The organism is Cricetibacter osteomyelitidis, from assembly GCF_004340985.1.
Classification (GTDB): Bacteria; Pseudomonadota; Gammaproteobacteria; order Enterobacterales; family Pasteurellaceae; genus Cricetibacter; species Cricetibacter osteomyelitidis.
Window position 1 is genome coordinate 59434 of the sequence record NZ_SLYB01000006.1, and the last position, 17404, is coordinate 76837.

The 17404-nt window shown below is 47.2% G+C and carries 22 protein-coding genes; 18 read left to right on the forward strand and 4 right to left on the reverse strand.

The genetic code is table 11. From position 1 onward, the window contains the following. Positions 1-9: 9 nt before the first annotated feature. On the forward strand, positions 10-840 hold the full coding sequence (locus EDC44_RS04245; RefSeq protein WP_341538951.1) for an AlwI family type II restriction endonuclease: 831 nt from the start codon (positions 10-12) through the stop codon (positions 838-840). Positions 841-926: 86 nt separating this feature from the next. On the opposite strand, the gene EDC44_RS13190 is transcribed toward EDC44_RS04245, so the two are convergent. Together EDC44_RS13190 and EDC44_RS13195 are read right to left on the reverse strand one after the other, a co-directional pair. Continuing rightward, positions 927-1418: a helix-turn-helix domain-containing protein gene (locus EDC44_RS13190; RefSeq protein WP_341538952.1), complete on the reverse strand. Its 492-nt coding sequence runs from the start codon at positions 1416-1418 to the stop codon at positions 927-929. After that, positions 1322-1792, reverse strand: coding sequence for an AraC family transcriptional regulator (locus EDC44_RS13195; protein ID WP_243647901.1), 471 nt, complete (start codon positions 1790-1792; stop codon positions 1322-1324). The genes EDC44_RS13190 and EDC44_RS13195 overlap by 97 nt, the downstream gene beginning before the upstream one ends. 197 nt (positions 1793-1989) lie before the next feature. On the opposite strand from EDC44_RS13195, the gene EDC44_RS04255 reads away from it, so the two are divergent. The 10 genes from EDC44_RS04255 to EDC44_RS04300 all read left to right on the forward strand — a co-directional run bounded on the left by EDC44_RS04255 (position 1990) and on the right by EDC44_RS04300 (position 8437). Then, positions 1990-2421, forward strand: coding sequence for an organic hydroperoxide resistance protein (locus EDC44_RS04255; protein ID WP_131975723.1), 432 nt, complete (start codon positions 1990-1992; stop codon positions 2419-2421). 71 nt (positions 2422-2492) lie between these two features. Continuing rightward, complete coding sequence (locus tag EDC44_RS04260; RefSeq protein WP_131975725.1) at positions 2493-3167, forward strand: nitroreductase; 675 nt, start codon at positions 2493-2495, stop codon at positions 3165-3167. 49 nt (positions 3168-3216) lie between these two features. After that, entirely contained in the window at positions 3217-3675 is a 459-nt protein-coding gene (locus EDC44_RS04265; RefSeq protein ID WP_131975727.1) for a ferritin-like domain-containing protein, read from the forward strand. Between the two features lie 10 nt (positions 3676-3685). Beyond that, complete coding sequence (locus EDC44_RS04270) at positions 3686-4474, forward strand: HpcH/HpaI aldolase family protein (protein ID WP_131975729.1); 789 nt, start codon at positions 3686-3688, stop codon at positions 4472-4474. A gap of 75 nt (positions 4475-4549) precedes the next feature. Beyond that, positions 4550-5665 (forward strand): NADH-dependent flavin oxidoreductase, encoded by a 1116-nt coding sequence (locus tag EDC44_RS04275; protein WP_131975731.1) that lies wholly within the window; start codon positions 4550-4552, stop codon positions 5663-5665. 33 nt (positions 5666-5698) lie between these two features. Continuing rightward, a complete protein-coding gene (locus EDC44_RS04280; RefSeq protein WP_131975733.1) occupies positions 5699-6322 on the forward strand; it encodes a glutathione S-transferase family protein in 624 nt (207 codons plus the stop codon). A 202-nt stretch (positions 6323-6524) separates the two neighbouring features. Then, positions 6525-7682: a cupin domain-containing carboxymuconolactone decarboxylase family protein gene (locus tag EDC44_RS04285; RefSeq protein WP_131975735.1), complete on the forward strand. Its 1158-nt coding sequence runs from the start codon at positions 6525-6527 to the stop codon at positions 7680-7682. Between the two features lie 108 nt (positions 7683-7790). Continuing rightward, positions 7791-7994, forward strand: a complete 204-nt coding sequence (locus tag EDC44_RS04290; RefSeq protein ID WP_131975737.1) for a DUF3990 domain-containing protein — start codon at positions 7791-7793, stop codon at positions 7992-7994. Continuing rightward, on the forward strand, positions 7991-8227 hold the full coding sequence (locus EDC44_RS04295; RefSeq protein WP_131975739.1) for a hypothetical protein: 237 nt from the start codon (positions 7991-7993) through the stop codon (positions 8225-8227). The genes EDC44_RS04290 and EDC44_RS04295 overlap by 4 nt, the downstream gene beginning before the upstream one ends. Positions 8228-8233: 6 nt before the next feature. Next, positions 8234-8437 (forward strand): DUF3791 domain-containing protein, encoded by a 204-nt coding sequence (locus EDC44_RS04300; RefSeq protein ID WP_207896712.1) that lies wholly within the window; start codon positions 8234-8236, stop codon positions 8435-8437. A gap of 133 nt (positions 8438-8570) precedes the next feature. Here EDC44_RS04300 and EDC44_RS04305 read toward each other — a convergent pair whose 3' ends face one another. Further along, positions 8571-9419, reverse strand: a complete 849-nt coding sequence (locus EDC44_RS04305; protein ID WP_131975741.1) for an MBL fold metallo-hydrolase — start codon at positions 9417-9419, stop codon at positions 8571-8573. A 116-nt stretch (positions 9420-9535) separates the two neighbouring features. Between EDC44_RS04305 and EDC44_RS04310 the strand changes: the two genes are divergently transcribed. From EDC44_RS04310 to EDC44_RS04320, 4 genes are all read left to right on the forward strand, one after another. Next, positions 9536-10474, forward strand: coding sequence for a GlxA family transcriptional regulator (locus tag EDC44_RS04310; RefSeq protein ID WP_131975743.1), 939 nt, complete (start codon positions 9536-9538; stop codon positions 10472-10474). Between the two features lie 127 nt (positions 10475-10601). Further along, positions 10602-11444, forward strand: coding sequence for an aldo/keto reductase (locus EDC44_RS04315; RefSeq protein WP_243647902.1), 843 nt, complete (start codon positions 10602-10604; stop codon positions 11442-11444). A 28-nt stretch (positions 11445-11472) separates the two neighbouring features. Then, the gene (locus tag EDC44_RS13200) at positions 11473-11619 is read left to right on the forward strand and encodes a twin-arginine translocation signal domain-containing protein (protein WP_243647903.1); all 147 of its coding nucleotides are present in this window, start codon (positions 11473-11475) and stop codon (positions 11617-11619) included. Positions 11620-11640: 21 nt separating this feature from the next. Then, entirely contained in the window at positions 11641-12618 is a 978-nt protein-coding gene (locus tag EDC44_RS04320; protein ID WP_279388365.1) for an aldo/keto reductase, read from the forward strand. Between the two features lie 79 nt (positions 12619-12697). Here EDC44_RS04320 and EDC44_RS04325 read toward each other — a convergent pair whose 3' ends face one another. After that, positions 12698-14302: a DUF262 domain-containing protein gene (locus tag EDC44_RS04325; protein WP_131975745.1), complete on the reverse strand. Its 1605-nt coding sequence runs from the start codon at positions 14300-14302 to the stop codon at positions 12698-12700. A gap of 360 nt (positions 14303-14662) precedes the next feature. On the opposite strand from EDC44_RS04325, the gene EDC44_RS04330 reads away from it, so the two are divergent. The 3 genes from EDC44_RS04330 to EDC44_RS04340 all read left to right on the forward strand — a co-directional run bounded on the left by EDC44_RS04330 (position 14663) and on the right by EDC44_RS04340 (position 17299). Beyond that, a complete protein-coding gene (locus tag EDC44_RS04330; protein WP_131975747.1) occupies positions 14663-15586 on the forward strand; it encodes an AEC family transporter in 924 nt (307 codons plus the stop codon). Positions 15587-15696: 110 nt separating this feature from the next. Next, entirely contained in the window at positions 15697-16134 is a 438-nt protein-coding gene (locus tag EDC44_RS04335; RefSeq protein ID WP_131975749.1) for a nuclear transport factor 2 family protein, read from the forward strand. A 70-nt stretch (positions 16135-16204) separates the two neighbouring features. After that, positions 16205-17299 carry an alpha/beta hydrolase gene (locus EDC44_RS04340; protein WP_131975751.1) on the forward strand — a complete coding sequence of 365 codons (1095 nt, stop codon included), beginning with the start codon at positions 16205-16207 and terminating at the stop codon, positions 17297-17299. Positions 17300-17404 lie beyond the last annotated feature (105 nt).

A 17404-nucleotide genomic window follows, 5' to 3' on the forward strand; every position in this document is an offset into this window, starting at 1 on the left:
GATAAAGATATTCAACTATCTGAAATTCACACCGCACTTACTTTTGATAATCAGGCTATTTATTCTCAAATTTATAAAGAGCACAACGTAGTAGTAGAAAATAGTGAACAAGCAGCTAAAGTGGTTGATGATTTACGCTTGCAGCGTTTTAATACATTAATTAATCAAAAATTCAATAAACCTACATTGCTTAATCTATTAAACCTTTTTGAAGCAAGAGATGATGAAATTGCTAAATTAGTTACAGATGAAGCGGATATTCCAACAATTTTTGAATATATCCTTGCAGTAATTTGGTATGAAATCAGCGAGCGACAAGGTAATATTTTAGATTATATGAAATTATCGCTTTCAGCCGATTTATTGCCCAAAACCCACGCTGGTGGCGGTTATGCGGATATTATCTACGAATACGATAAAACAGCATATTATCCACAACATTCGCTATTGATTGAAGCCACACTTGCCGAAAGTACCAATCAACGTAGAATGGAAATGGAACCCGTATCGCGGCATTTAGGAGAATATCGATTAAAATATCAAAATCAGTTTGATTATAGTTTATTTATCACAACATTCTTAAATCTCAATGTTATTTCAGATTTTCGTGGGCGTAAAAATAAGGATAATCCTTATTATGGGCGTAATGGCGAATATGTTGAGGGGTTAAAAATTATCCCGATAGATACGAAAGCCTTAGCCAATTTGTTGAAAAATAATGCGAAATATCGTGATTTATATTCTTTTTTTGAAGGGCAATATCAATCCGAATTAAAACCTAAAGAATGGTACGACAATATGCTTAGAGAGCAACCTGCGGTTTATCAGGTCAAACGTTAAATAAGGTTATGCAGTCTGAAAGATTTTTCAGACGGCATTTTGATTTTCTCTATTTTGCAAAAACCGGAAACCGATTTCCAAAAAACTCACCCCAAACCCACCGCACTTTTCGGAGCAACGCCGAAATAGCGTTTGTATTCGCGGCTGAATTGGCTCGGGCTTTCGTAGCCTACTTGGAAGGCGGCTTGGGTCACGCTGCATTGTTTGCTTTGAATCAGGCGTTTGGCTTCTGTGAGGCGGAAGGCTTTTTGGTATTGCAGCGGCGACATTGAGGTGATGTTTTTAAAATGGTGGTGGAAGCCCGACACCGACATTCCCGCCATATCCGCCAGCGTGTCGATGCTGAGGCTTTCGGCAAAATGCTGCTCGATCCATTGCGTGCTTTTGGCAATCCGTCGGGTGTGGCTGCCTTCGCTGACCAATTCCCGCAGCCGCCCGCCCTGTTCGTTTTTGAGCAGGTAGTAATAGATTTCCTGCACAATCAGCGGGGCGAGAAATTCGATGTCTTCAGGACTATTAAGCAAGTCAAGCAGGCGTTTGAAATGGCTGTCGAGTTGGGTTTCCAGCTCCCATTGCAGAAAAGCGCGGAATGTTCCCGCTTGTTTTCCGCTTTTATCAAGGCGGTTGGCGGCATTTTCGCCATCACTTCCGCCACCGTCAGCACATCAATTTTCAAGGTCATCATCAGATAAGGCTCATCAGGACTGGCTTTGGTGATGTTCACGCTCAGCGGTACATTCACGGGACAAAACATAAATTTGGAATGGTCGAAAGCGTAGCATTGGCTGCCCACGCTGATCTGCCGCTCACCCTGCAATACGATACAGATACGCGGCTCGAGCATTTGGTTGCCCATCTGCATCGGGTGGTCGGCGTGTTGCAAAGTCAGGTTGGCAATCGGGGTATGCCAAATTTGGTTTTTCGGTATAATCGTCAGTAATTTTTTCAGCATTTTAGAGAATCAGGCAAGTATTTTGCAGGAATGATATACCCTGTTGTGAAAATTTTCCACTACAATTATTCGCAATCACTGGAGTGATTGCTCACCCCTTCGGGGCCGTCGGCAAATCCGACGTTCAAAAACTAAAGTTTTTGTATCTCCAGTTTCAAACAAAACCCTTTACTAACTGATTATCAAGGAGCAATACAATGAAAATTTTTTACAGCACTTCAGCAACAGCAACAGGCGGCCGCGACGGTCATACTCAAGTTGACGACGGCTCTATCGGCTTTGATTTGGTCTCGTTCCAAAACGAAAGCGGCAAAGCCGGCACCAATCCCGAGCAACTGTTTGCAATGGGCTATGCCGCCTGTTTCGACAGCGCGATGAACCACGTCGCCCCGACTTTGGGCTTGAAACCGACTAAATCTTCTACTACCGTCAGCGTGGGCATCGGTCAAAAAGCAGACGGTACATTCGCCCTCGATTTGGACATTACCATCACCGTGGAGGGCTTGAGCGAAGCGGAGGCGAAAACCCTCATCACCCGCGCCCACGAAGTCTGCCCGTATTCCAACGCCACCCGTGGCAATATGGATGTGCGTTTGCACGTAAAAGTGGTTAATTCATTTGATTTATAAGTGATAAATGATAAAAATGCTGAGTCGGGTCAGTCTGATTCTATATTTTGCTAAAAAATAAGGAGAGAACAATGTTAGATTTTGCTGCCACCGTACGTAACCGCCAATCCATCCGCAAATTTTTACCTACCCCGATGACGGAAGCGGAAATCCGTCAAGTATTGGAAGATGCGCAGCACGCCCCTTCTGCCTGCAATACCCAGCCTTGGCTGGTGCATATCGCTTCAGGCGAGACCTTGCAGCGTTTGTTGGCACGTTTTAGAAAGACTTTTTCAGATGGCATCAACCAAGCGGATTTCGAGTTTGATCAAAGCAAATATAAAGGCATCTACGAACCGCGCTGGCGTAACCAATATTCCCACGTATTCACCACCAGCTACGGCATTCCCCGTGAAGACAAAGCCGGCCGCCAAGTGGTGTACGACGACAATATCAACGGCTACGGCGCGCCGCATATGGCATTTTTGTTTATGCCGAGCATCGAAAATCACGATGTAAATATCGCCTCCGATGTCAGTATGTATTCGCAAACCTTCCTGCTTTCCTTAACCGCACGCGGTTTCGGCGGCATTCCGCAGCTGGCGTTGGCAATGTTTGCCGATGACGTGCGCGCAGAATTGGGCATTCCGAGCGACTATAAACTGCTGCACGCCATTTCATTCGGTCATCCCGATTGGGAAGCAATGCAAAACAAACACCACTTAGGCCGCGTGCCGGTGGAAAAAAGTGCGGTCTTGCATTGGTAGTTTTTCAGACGGCATCAAACAAAACATATTTGATTATTAGGAGTAAATCATGAAATATGTACAAAAAACCATTGAATTTTTACAACTCGTTGCCACCAACTTAACCGCCAACGCGTTAAACCACAAAACAATGTCAAAAATCTTTGCCACCCAAGGTTTCGGCAAACTTGCCGACAAATATGCGGAACACGCAACCGAAGAATTCGGTTTTGTCGAGCGGTTTCAGGATCGTATTTTGGATTTAGACGGCGAAATCCGCCAAGAAGCCATTCCCGCCCGTGTAGTATGCAGCGATATTGAAGATTATCTTGCCTATGATTTGCAGCAATCGGTGGAAGGCTTGCCGATCATTGAAGAGGTGATCAATGCAGGTTATTTAGATTTGACTTCTTACGATTTAATGAAAGAGTATTACAAAGACGAAGAAGAAGATTTAAACTGGACAAAATCGCAAATTGATTTAATCAAAGCAATCGGCAAACCAAACTACTTAACTACTGTGTTATAAGGAAAAAATTATGCCAATGGTCAAAGATTATTTATACAACAGCTTCAAACACAATATCGAAGCAGGCAAAATGCAGTTCGGCGTAGGGCTGGAAACTACGTCGGCGGATGTGGCGGAAGCCTTGGCAACCACGGATTTCGACTGGCTGTTTATCGACGGCGAACACGGCCCGCATACGGTACAAACCATTTTAGCTGCGGCACGAGCCATCGCCCCTTACGATATGACACCGGTGGTGCGTATCGGCGAGGCTGGTACGGGTATTATCAAGCAACTGATGGATGCGGGCATTCAGAACATCATCGTGCCGAAACTGGAAAGCGGCGAAGAAGCGGAGCAGATTCTCTACTGGGCAAGCTATCCCTCCCGCGGCAACAGAGGTATGGGCGCTTCGGCATTCCGTGCCGCACGTTTCGGGCGTTATCCTGATTATCAAGAGCGCATTGAAAACGAAACAATGATTATGCTGCAAATCGAAAGCAAAAAAGGAATGGAAAACCTTGACGATATCGTGAAAACCAAAGGTTTAGGAGCGATTTTCCTCGGTCCGGTGGATTTGGCGATAGATATGGGACACGGTATGAACATTTTCCACCCCGAAGTGGTCGAAGCAATGGAATATGCCATCAAACGCATTCAAGAGCTGGGCGTACCCGTCGGCACCATCGCCGCCACGCCCGAACAAGCCAAGCATTACGCCGAAATGGGCGTAACTTTTCTCGGCATCGGTGCGGATACAATGTTTTTAACCGCAATGGCGGACAATACGTTGGCGAGTTATCAGGCTGCGTTGAAATAACAGCATTACAGGCTGTCTGAAAACATATCGGATTGATTTCCAGACAGTTTTAAACATTTTAAGGACACAGAAAATATGAACCCGAAATTCCAACCCCTGTTCCAGCCGTTTACACTCAATAACGGCGTAGAAATTAAAAATCGCCTTGTGGTTGCACCGATGACCCATCTCGGTTCAAACGATGACGGTACGTTAGGCGAACAAGAACGCCGCTTTATTGGCAACCGTGCCAACGATTTCGGCATCTTTATTACTGCCGCAACCTTAGTGCAAGAAGACGGCAAAGCCTTTTACGGTCAGCCTGAAGCCATTCACGCCTCACAGCTGGCAAGCCTGAAAGAAACCGCCGACATCATCAAAGCGCAAGGTGCGAAAGCAGTGTTGCAAATTCATCACGGCGGTAAATTGGCGGTCAGCGAGCTGATTCACGGCAAGGATAAAATTTCTGCCGGTGATGATCCAAACATTAACACCCGAGCCGCCACCGATGCGGAAGTACGGTCATTAATTGCGGCATTTGGCAATGCAACTGATCTCGCCATTCAAGCAGGTTTTGACGGTGTGGAGATTCACGGTGCGAACAATTATCTGATTCAGCAATTCTATTCCGGTCATTCCAACCGCCGCACCGACGAATGGGGTGGCTCGCGTGAAAAGCGGATGCGTTTTCCGCTGGCGGTGATTGAGGCGGTGCTTGCCGCCAAAGCCAAACACGACAAAGAAAACTTTATCGTCGGCTACCGTTTTTCTCCCGAAGAGCCTGAAGAATTAGGCTTGACGATGGAAGATACTTTTGCCCTGATTGATGTGTTGAAAGCGCAGCCGTTGCAGTATCTGCATATTTCGCTGCACGACTTTTATAACAAAGCCCGTCGTGGTGCGGATACTTCAATTACCCGTATGCAGTTGGTACACGAACGCATCGGCGGCAAACTGCCGTTAATCGGCGTGGGCAGTTTGTATGCTGCCGATGACATCGCAAACGCCTACAACACTGGCTGGGCAGAATTTATCGCACTCGGCAGAAGCGTGATGATTAACCCCGACATCGCCACCCGTTTGTTAAATGGCAGTGAAGACGGCATTGAGCTTGCCATCGATCCTGCGCGTGCCGACCATTACGGCTTTTCGGATAAAATGTGGGCATTTACCCTGATGGGGCAAGACTGGTTGCCACCGCTGAAAAAATAAGTATTTGACATCATTAACATTAAGGAAAAAACAATGATTACCCTACACTATCTCGAACGCTCCTGTTCCCACCGTATCGTCTGGCTTTTAGAAGCCCTCGGTTTGGAATACGAGCTGAAAATGTACCAACGCCTGCCTGAAACCCAACTTGCCCCGCCCGAACTGAAAGCGCAGCATCCGTTGGGCAAAGCACCTGTGTTGCAAGACGGTGATTTGGTGTTGGCGGAAGGCAATGCGATTATCCAGCATCTGCTGGACCGCTACGGTAATGGGCGTTTTGTGCCGCCGAGCCAAACCGACGATTACTCCCGTTATATCTATTGGCTGGCGGTATCGGCTTCGATGTTCTCCGCCAACCTGCTGGCATTAATGGCAAAACAGGGCGATTTCGGCGCGTATAACGATTACGCCAACGCCCAAGTGGGCATTTATTTCGACCACGTGGAACAAACCCTCAACGGCAAAACGTGGATTGTCGGCAGCGAACTGACAGGTGCAGATTTCGGCCTGAGCTTCCCGCTGCAATGGGGCGTTAATTACGTCGAAGCGACGAAATATCCGAATATCGCTCGCTATTTGAAGCAAATCGCTACCCATCCGGATTATGTAAAAGCCAATGAAAGAACCGCTGGAGCATTGAATTTGAGTAAGTTTTAACGGGAAAAGTGCGGTCGGTTTTTAGAAATTTTATAGATTTTGAAAAAATCCCGACTGCTCGTAAAAGCAATGCCGTCTGAAAGATTCAAACCTTTCAGACGGCATTTTATTGAGATTTTCTCACAAAGCCATTGTCTTTTTGGCAGATTATCAACGGCAAACGCAGGCTTTATACTGCTGAAAATCAATCAAGGAGAAAACAATGAAAAGATTATACGCAACCGCTGGCACGCTTGCTATGGCTTCGCCACCGTCGACAAGCCGACGTTCAAAAACTAAAGTTTTTGTGTCCGCACTTTGCCTTACTTTGGCAAGCACGCTAGCTTTTGCCGACAGCGTTACCCCGCAATCCGCCCAAACCTTACAGGCTGCCGACAGCCGCCATTTTACAGGCAATGCCGAATTTGCCCGCCTGCCGCTGCTGCCGAGCAACGGCGATGTTACCCCTGCCATCGTGCATTTCAAGCCGAATGCGTTTACCGATTGGCATACCCACAGCCAAGGGCAGTATCTGATTGTTACCGACGGCACGGGGCGTTATCAGGAATGGGGCAAGCCGGTGCAGACCATCGCTAAAGGCGATGTGGTGTGGGTTGCGCCGAATGTGAAGCATTGGCACGGTGCGGGCGAGTTTACCGCGATGAGCCATATCGCCATCAGCCCCGTGAAAGACAATGCGGTGCAGTGGCTGGAAAAAGCCGTGCCCGAGCAGGCGCAAAGTGCGGTGCAAATTCAGAACGTTTCAGACGGCATCTTGACCGCCAAACAGCTTGCCATTCTGCCGCTTGCCCTTGTCGCCAGCACAGGCGATCAGGCTGCGGTAAAAGCCAATGCGGTTAAAGGCTTGCAGGCAGGCTTGACGTGGAGCGAGCTGAAAGAAGCAGTGTCGCACCAGTTTGCCTATATCGGTGCGCCGAAAACCTTAAACGCGATGAACAGCCTCAAAGCCCTGTATGATGAACGCCGCAACCAAGGCATTACCGATCCCGAAGGCAAGGCGGCAACGGATGTGGGCAAGGCGGATTTTTACACCCTGGGCACGCAAAAAATGGCGATACTGACCAAGCGACCGAGCGAAAACCCGATTTTCGCCTTCGCCCCCGCCTTGGATTACGCCCTCAAAGCGCAACTGTTCGGCTACCAGTTCGCCCGCGATAACTTAGGCGATGTGGAACGCGAACTCGCCACCGTCGGCTCGCTGGTAAGCTTGGGTGAAAGCGTCAACGCCCAACTGCGTTCGCATTTGACCGTGCTGAAAAACTTAGGCTTGACCGAACAAAGTTTCAAACAGATTACAGAGAATGTGGACGGCACACAGGCGGCGAATTTACGCAAAGTGTGGGCGGAGGTGCAGAAATAATGTCCCGCAAGAGGTGGGATTTTCACTGAAAATTGCAAGCTTTATTTTGATTCTGCCCGAAGTTAAGTTACACTAAGCCGCAACAGTAGATTTCTTCAAGGCGGTTTTATGCGACTGTATCACGGTAGCAATGAAAAAATCATCCGACCCGATTTAAACAAGGGGCGCAACCCCTTGGATTTCGGGGCTGAATTTTATCTGACTTCCGACCGACAGCAGGCGGTGCAATGGGCGGTGCGGAAAACCGAACGGTTGAGTAGCGGCATTCCGATTGTCAATATGTATGAATTTGCCGAAGCGGAGGCGGTATGACCGAATTGGAATACTACATCACTGAAAAAATGATTGAAAACATCGTCGAAACCATCGCTGAGCAGCAACACATCGAACCGCTTGCCGCCTTGGGCAAATTTTATCAAAGTGAAACTTATGCGATGCTCAAACGGGACGAACTCAAGCTGTGGCAGCTCAGTGATAAGGGCTTGTTTGACCTGTGGCAAAACGAAATCCAACACGGCAATCCCCGTTTGTCGCGCTATTTGTAGGAGCAGATGATGCCCCCCGAAATGCGTTTTTTCATCTATTTAGTGGAATATTATGCCAAAGCCAAAAACATCAGCGGCAAACAGGTGTTGGAATTGTTTAATCGCCTCGACATTACCCGACTGGTGTACGATATGTACGACATCTACCACGTTGAACGCTTGGAAAATGCCTTTGCAGACATTGATAAGCTGATTTTGGAACGGGCGTAATCACAACAATGCCGTCTGAATTTCATTTTATTCGCAAGCTCACTCGTTCGCTTGCTCACCCTTCGGGCCGTCGGCAGAGCCGACGTTCAAAAGCCTGCGGCTTTTGTCAGACGGCATTCCCTTTTAATATTTCTTAATATTTCAACACTTCGCCTTCTTTCGGTACGGCAACCTGTTTGCCCAAGCCTTTTTCTTTGACGTAGCGGCGCATATCGTTACTTGATACAGTGGCATGGTTGACGGCATCCATATGTACGGTGATGATGTCGGCATTCGGGGCGGTTTGTGCCATTTTGCCGACATCGTCCAAGCCCATAATGATGCTGCCGTCCATATTTTGCAGTTTGGCGTAGCCGGTGTTCATCACCACGATTTCGGGTTTGAAGCTGGCGAGTGCGTCATCAACCGAAGCATTCCATACCGTATCGCCTACGATATACAGCGTTTTTTCCTTATCGCTTTGCAGCACCACGCCCATCTCATCGCCCAACATTTCCGCCAGTTGCGGCAGGGCGTACATTTGGTCTGTGCCGTGCTGACCGCCTTTGATGCGGCTCAGTTTCACTTTGTTAAACTCGGTGTGGTTGCCGATGACGCGGACATCTTTAAAGCCTTGGGCGCGGATAATCTTGGCATCGTCGGCGTTTTGCACAAAAATCGGCAGCGTTTTCGGCAGGGCTTTTTGCGCCGCTTCGTCCCAGTGGTCGGCGTGGGTGTGGGTTACAATCACCGCCTGCACGCCTTTGAGCAGCTCTTTCACATTCGGCTGCATTGCAATCATCGGGTTACGCTGGCTGCTGTTGACCGTGCCCTCAAAACCGGCGTAGCTGCCTTGTGGGACAAGATAAGGGTCGATCAGAAATACGCTGTCGCCGTATTGCACTTTGGCGGTAGCGTTACGCACGTGTTGGTATTGCACTTCCGCACTGGCGGCGGTGGCAGTCAATAAGGCGGCTGCGGCAAATAAGGTTTTGATATTCATTTTAAATCTCCTGTTTTGAATCACTGTTTATGGCGCGTATTTTAAGGAAAAACCGCCCGTTCGATAATTGACTTTTTAATCAAAAAACGTAAGAATCGGGTCAAAAAGGAGGCTATATGCACAAGCTCGCCCTGCTGGTTTATCCCGACATCAACCCGTTTCACTTTTCCGTGCCTTATATGGCGTTTGGCGATGCGGTCAATCACGCCCTGTTTGAGGTCAATATCATTACGCCCAGCGGCAAACCGCTTAAAAATCAAATCGTCCAGCCGCCGATTGACGGCGGTTTGGCTTTGCTTGACAGCTGCGACATCATCGTGATCGCAGGTTGGAAAGATGCCGACACCCGCCCCGATGCCGCCACCATCAAGGCATTGCAGGCGGCGAATCAACGCGGTGCGTATTTGGTAGGCTTGTGCTACGGCAGCTATGCCTTGGCTTATGCGGGCGTGTTGGACGGCAAACGGGCGGCAACCCATTGGTTTGGCGAGGCGGATTTCAGCCGGCGTTTTCCGCAAGTGCGGCTCGATGTCAACGCTCTGTATGTGGAAGACGGCAACATCATCACTTCCGCAGGCGCAGCCGCCGCGCTCGACTGCTGCCTGCACATTATCCGCAAGTTTTACGGGGTCAAAGCCGCCAACGCCGCCGCCCGTCTGCTGGTCGTGCCGCCCCGCCGCGAAGGCGGACAGGGGCAGTTTATCCAACATCCGCTGCCGCAATCCACCCGCGACAGCCACATCAACAACCTGCTCGCTTACCTGCGCCAACACCTGCACCTGCCGCACAGCATCGACTCCGCCGCCGCACACACGGCAATGAGCCGCAGCACCTTTACTCGCCATTTCAAACAGGCTACGGGAATGACCTTTCTCGACTGGCTGCACAAAGAACGTCTGCAACAAAGTCTGAATCTGCTGGAAAATTCATCGCTTAATATAGATCAGATCGCCGAACGGTGCGGCTTTCAAAATGCGGTTTCCTTCCGCCAGCAGTTTTACCGCCGCTACCAAATCCAACCGAGCGCGTGGCGTAAGCAGTTTTGCGGGGAGTAAAAGTGCGGTGGTTTTTTAGTGAATTTTTCTCACAAAGCCATTGCATTTACTCCATATTATCATTTCAATCACGTCCGCCTATAATACGCTCATCAACTCAATTCAATCCAACAAAAGGACAAACAAAATGACTCAAACAGTAACCTTAAACAATGGTGTAACAATGCCAATGGTCGGCTTCGGCGTATTCCAAGTCGATGACAGCACCACCGAGCAAGCGGTGTTGCAAGCCCTGCAAGCGGGCTACCGTTTGCTGGATACCGCAGCGATTTACGGCAACGAAGCAGGCGTAGGTCGTGCGATTAAGGCGAGCGGCATTGCCCGTGAAGAGATTTTCGTGGTCACAAAATTATGGATTCAGCCACACGATGCGTATCAAAACACCAAGCAAGCCTTGGCGGATTCGCTGGCGCGTTTGGGCTTGGATTATGTGGATTTGTATCTAATGCACCAGCCCGTCGGCGACGTGTATGCCCAGTGGCGTGCGATGCAGGATTTATACCGCGAGGGCAAGGCACGTGCCATCGGCGTGAGCAATTTCCACAGCGACCGCCTTTTGGATTTAATCGCCCACAATGAGATTGTGCCTGCGGTCAACCAAATTGAAACCCACCCGTTTTACCAGCGTGAAGCGGAGCTGGCGTTCCATCAGGAACACGGCATTGTGCAGCAGGCTTGGGGACCGCTGACGGAAGGCAAATTCGAGATTTTCAGCACCCCTGTGTTAACGGCAATTGCTGCCAAACACCAAAAATCCGTGGCGCAAGTGGTGTTGCGTTGGCTCAATCAACGCGGCATTGCCATCATCCCGAAATCGGTCAAAGCTGAACGTATAATTGAAAACCGCGATATTTTCGACTTCACCCTTGACGGGCAAGACCTCGCCCAAATCGCCACGCTCAACCGCGATGAGATTATTTTCAACCATCGCGATGTGAATGCGATTAAATATTTGACCCAACGCCAGTAACCGTTTCAGCTATTGAGGAGAACAGACGATGAACAATCCATCACGACGCAGTTTATTGAAAGCAGGCGGCTTGAGCGCCTTGGCTATGGGCTTGGGCATAGGCTCGGTGTTGACGAAAACTTCACCGAAACGCACCGCACTTGCCACCGGTTCAAACGACAAAATCCCGTCGTAACGCACACTCGGCAGCCCGGTTGTGTCCGCTCAGGGCTTGGGTTGTCAGGGCTTCGGGCAGAATATGTACGGCGTACCCGAGCCTACGAAAGAGCAATCTGTCAAAATCATCCGCCAAGCCTTCGACCACGGCATTACCTTTTTCGACACCGCCGAAGCCTACGGGCCGTTTAAAAGCGAATTGGTGGTGGGCGAAGCGATCAAGCCGTTCCGCAATGAAATCGTGCTGGCAACCAAATACGGCTGGGACATCGACCAACAGACAGGGCAACGCACAGGTAAGGTCAACAGCAAGCCCGAGCATATCAAACGGGTGGTCGATAATATGCTCAAACGCCTGCAAACCGACCGTATCGACCTGCTTTACCAACACCTTGCCGACCCCGAAGTGCCGATTGAGGAAGTCGTCAGTGCAGTGCAGGATTTGATGAAAGCAGGCAAAGTGCTGCACTACGGCTTGTGCGAAGTCAGCCCTGAGACCATCCGCAAAGCGCATAAAATCCAAGCGCTTGCCGCCATTCAAAGCGAATACTCTCTGCTGTTTCGCGGGCGTGAACACGACGTACTGCCCGTGTGCCAAGAACTCGGCATCGGCTTCGTGCCGTGGTCGCCGTTGGGAATGGGCACGTTGGCGGGCTATGTGGACGAACGCACCGATTTCGGCAAAGACCCGAGCCGTGATTTACGCGCCATTTTGCCGCGATTTGAAGCAAATGCGATGCGAAACAACGTGAAACTGCTGCAACTGGTGCAAAAATGGGCAAAAGCCAAACTCTGTACCCCGGCCCAATTGTCGCTTTCGTGGCTGCAAGCGCAATACCCGTTTATCGTCCCTATCCCCGGAACAACCAAAAGCTATCACCTGATGGACAACATCGGCGCCGACGGCGTGCAGTGGACAAATGCGGAACTGAACCAATTCCGCCAAGAACTCGAGCAGATTACCATCGTCGGCGACCGCTTGCCTGAAGCGATTTTGAAGTTTTCGGAAGTGCGGTAGTTTGCAGATCTTTGATGGAAATTGACCGCTTGTAAGAGAAATGCCGTCTGAAAGGTTTTCAGACGGCATTTAAATAAATTTATTTAAGCAATTTTTTATTCATTTCCTTGCTAAGTAGCTTTGAACGTTCGGTAAAAAATGTATCATAATCATCGTTCCAAATTCCAAATTTTTCAAGATCACCAATTAAATGTGTTTTCATTGTCTTAGCCAAGTTATCATTTTGTTCTTGAAATATTTTCATATATTTAGAAGGTGCTTTTGCACCGATTTCTCTCTTGTTTAAAAAGTCATCTACAATAGTAATATTTAGGATGTGATTGATGTAAAACTCATCTTCTCCTTTCCCCTTCAAAAATGCTTTAGGAAAAAAATGATGGTAATTTTTGCTATTGGCTTGTTTTAACCAGCTATTATCAATATTGATTTTAGAATCATCATTAAATGACTTTGGCTCTTTATAAGCATAAAGACAAAGTATGGCTTTAATATAACTTCTACCAGCGCTAAACCAGCCATTGTTTTGAATAAACTCTGGTGATGTATCAATAGACCAATCATATTTGGGTTGTTTATTATCTAAAATTGAATCAATTCTCTTAATATCTTGAGCTAATTTCGATTCTACAGCAGAAGAATATCTGCCGCCTAAAGAACATCGCCAGAAAAAATCTTCTAAATATTTTGCTTGCTCACCTTTTGGCTTGTCTTTTTGATAATAAAAAAAGTAAGCAAACGGTACGATTAAAGTGTTATACGGAAGTAATTGTGAAACAGGAATTCGATAAGTCGCCCTAAAGAAATCAACTGCTCGCTCAATCGCATTAACAGCATTATCCCAAGTATCTATAAACTTATCTTTTTCTAATTTTAGAATGACTTGTCGTTTACACTCTTTTGTTTTTGTTAAAATAAGAGAAATTAACTGCAAAATAGATGATTCTGAAATTGTTTCATAAGATACCTTAGAAAGTCTTTCAATAAGGTTGTCATATTTTTCTGAAAGATCAAATTCTTTTTTATCATCAAAGGTTTTTGCAACCATAATTTCAAATACACTAAGTGATTTTCCACCTACGTTAATTCTTGTAAAAACCTCAGTTGCAATATCAATAGGAGTGTCTTTTAATTGAATTATTGGAAATTGATAACTTTGGATCAAAGATTTATATTTATCTATATTATCTTCAAAATCTAAATAAGGTTTTAAATCTTTAATTTTCCCATTCATTAGCGTAAGCATATTGATGAAAGTTCCCTCTTTCAAATCAGTTGTATCTGTTACAACAATATTTTCATTTTCATCATCAACGTCTAACTTGACATAAATTTGAGAAAAATCATCTATACTGCCATTACTTCTTTCAATTTTTGCCCCTTTTAGGCAAGCAAATAAACTGGTTAATCGTTGTTGCCCATCAAGAACATAATCAGCATATTCTCCATCTTTAGAAGGTGGTAATTTTAAATCACCAAAATTTCTAATTGAGCGTAGCTTTTCATTGGTTCTCCAAAAAATGAATGTTCCAATTGGATAGCCCTTCAAAAGGCTATCAATAAGTTTTGCCGCACTTTCTAATTCCCAAACATATTCTCGTTGAAATTGTGGAATCTTGATTTGACCGTTTTCTATTTCTGAAATTAAATTAGTATAGTTTTTTGTAAATGATTGAGGAATATTCATTTTTGATTCTCCATTCAAAACCTAATAGAAATAATTCATTTTACTTGAAAGAGAAGATTATACATCACTTTTGCCTCAAAACTGACCAAAACAGCCCCCAATATTTATCAAACCTACTAATGCGTAGCTTGAGCGATTTTAGTGGTATCAAACAAAGCGGAACGGTTGCAGTAACGTTTAAATTATCCGAATTTTTCAGATAACTCAAGTGATAAGCATATGGTATTTTTCAGACGGCATTTCTCTTACAATTAATGAAAAAACCTCATAAGCCTATGCAAATTTAACGGGGTTATCATCATAATCCGAACCGCTATAATAAACGCCGTTGAAGCATACGTAATCCGAGGGGGGGATAAAATGGCGGTTTTACAGCAGATGCTGATTTTCTTTATTTTTATTGTGGTCGGCATTTATGCGCAGAAAAAGAGCATTATCACACCGCAAAACCAAGCCCAGCTGTCGTCGCTGGTGGTGCGGATTGCTTATCCTGCCATTATTTTGTCGGGAGCAATGGTGGATGGCGAGCGGATTTCGGGCGGGCAGCTGAGAGAATCGCTGCTGGCGATGGCGGTGTTATTGCTGTTGCTGCTGATAGGCGGTTGGCTGATGCCGAAAATCCTGCATTTTACCCAAAATCAGCATGGGGCGGTAAACGGAATGACGGTGTTCAGTGCCATCGGCTTTATTGGTGTGCCGATGATTCAGGCGATTTACGGCACGGGGGCGTTGATTTATATGACGATTTTCCTGATTCCTTTCAATCTGCTGTTTTTCTCTTACGGCTTGAAGCTGATTCACAGCGAAAACAGTGCGAGCCGTTTCAGCTGGCGGAGTGTGGTTAACGAGGGGATGATTGCCTGCCTGCTGGCGGAGGTGATTTATTTCGGCAAGATTCCAATGCCGACGGTGGTGAAGTCCTCCGTTGCGATGTTGGGGGCGATGACTGCGCCGCTGGCGATGATGCTGATGGGCACGTTTTTATCGGATATTCGCTGGAAAGCAATGCTGACTGACGGGCGGATTTGGGGTTTTACCCTGCTGAAAATGGTGGTTTTGCCGCTGGCTATCGTGTTATTTTTACAGCATTTTGTTACCGCCAATCACATCTTATTGGCAGTCTGTCTGGCAGCACTCGCTTCGCCGACGGGCAATGTCATCAGCCTGCTTGCCGCTGTGCATAATAAAGCCGCCTACCAAACCACGGTAGACGGTGTGGCTCTGACCACTCTGGTGGCAGTCATCACAATGCCGTTGGTGTTCGCTTTGACGGGATTGGGTTGATTCAGAAACAAATTTTCTACGTGTTAGAAAAAATACCCTATTTATCCGCATAAGCGAAACATCTAAAATACGCTTCATCAATTGAACAACAAACTGAGAAGGAAACAACAATGAATATCCAACAAATCCAAGACCATTTTGAAATCAAACATTTGGTCGATCATTTCTCCAACCTTGCCGATGAAAAACGGGTGGAAGAACAAAAACCGCTGTTTACCGAAGATGCGGTGGTCAATACCTACATCAACGGCGAACTGGTGTTTGAAATGCAGGGGCGCGAGCAAATCGGGCAGGTGTTTACCGATTACTTGGCGGGCTTTGATAAGGTGTATCACTTAAACGGTCAGCAAACCGTAGAACTCAACGGCGATGAGGCGGAGGGCATTACCTATTGCCAAGTGGCATTGACCCACGAACAAGACGGCAAGCAGATGATGCTTTCCCATTATGTACGCTATGAAGACAGCTACCGCAAAGTGGACGGCAAATGGCTGATTGCCAAACGCATTGCCAAATTCTTAATCAGCGAAGACCGTGTGATGGGCTAAACGAAAGTAAGTGCGGTCGGAATCGGCAGAATTTTGACCGCACTTTGTATCAAACCAAAGAGGAATAATAATGAAAAACCTATTTAAAATCAGTTTATTAAGTATCGCACTAGCGGCTTCCGCCGTTGCTGCCGAACCGTTGCAAATTGAAGCTCAGGGCAGTTTTACCGTGGGCGGCAGCTTTGTGACCCACAGCGGCACGTTCAGCCAAGACAATTTCACCAGCCCCGACGGGCAGCGTGCTTACGGCGATTTTGCTTATGTGAAATATCAAACACCGGTGAATGCGAAAAAATATCCGCTGATTTTTCAACACGGGGGCGCACAATCTTCCCGCACGTGGGAAAGCACGGTGGACGGGCGTGAAGGGTTTGATACGCTGTTTGTGCGTAAAGGCTTCAGCGTATATTTGCTCGACCAACCACGCAGCGGCAAAGCCAATTTTTCAACGAAGGCAATCACACCGGATACGCCTTGGGTTGCTAATCCGATGTATAGCGACAAAACCTTTTATATTTTGTCCCGTATCGGACATTATGATGCCAACGACAAACCGGTACCAAACGCCCAATTTCCAAGCGGCGATGCGGCATATCAAGCCTTTCAACAAAGCTGGACGATGGGATCCGGCCCGTTGGATAACAATCTGAATGCGGACGTGTTAGCCGAATTGGTTAATCAGCAAAAAGACGGCGGCATTTTGGTGACTCATTCAATGGGCGGCACAATCGGCTGGCGTGCGGCAATACGTTCCGACAAAGTGAAAGCTATTGTGGCGTGGGAGCCGGGCGGCACGGAATTTGTGTTCCCCGAAAGCGAAATGCCGACCATTACCAAAGCAAAATTTGAACATTTGAGTGCCGCTGCAATGGGCGTGCCGATGAGCGAATTTAAAAAACTCACCCAAATCCCGATTGTGCTGTACTACGGCGATTACATCAAACTCGGTTCGAATAATGTGGGCGAAGATAAATGGGGTACGGAACTGGCAATGGCAAAACAGTTTGTGGAAGCTATCAACCGCCACGGCGGTGACGCCACCCTAATCCATTTGCCGGAAATCGGCATCACCGGCAATTCTCACTTTTTAATGGGCGAAAAAAATAACGCGCAACTCGCCGATTTAATGGCGGATTGGTTGAAAGAGAAAGGGGTGGCGGAGTAAGCTTGAAAAATATTTTGACGCGGTTGAAATATTTCATACTGGTATATCTGTTGTTGCTCGAATTTCGCTTTGACTAGGTGAAACTCTGACGATAACTCAAAAAAT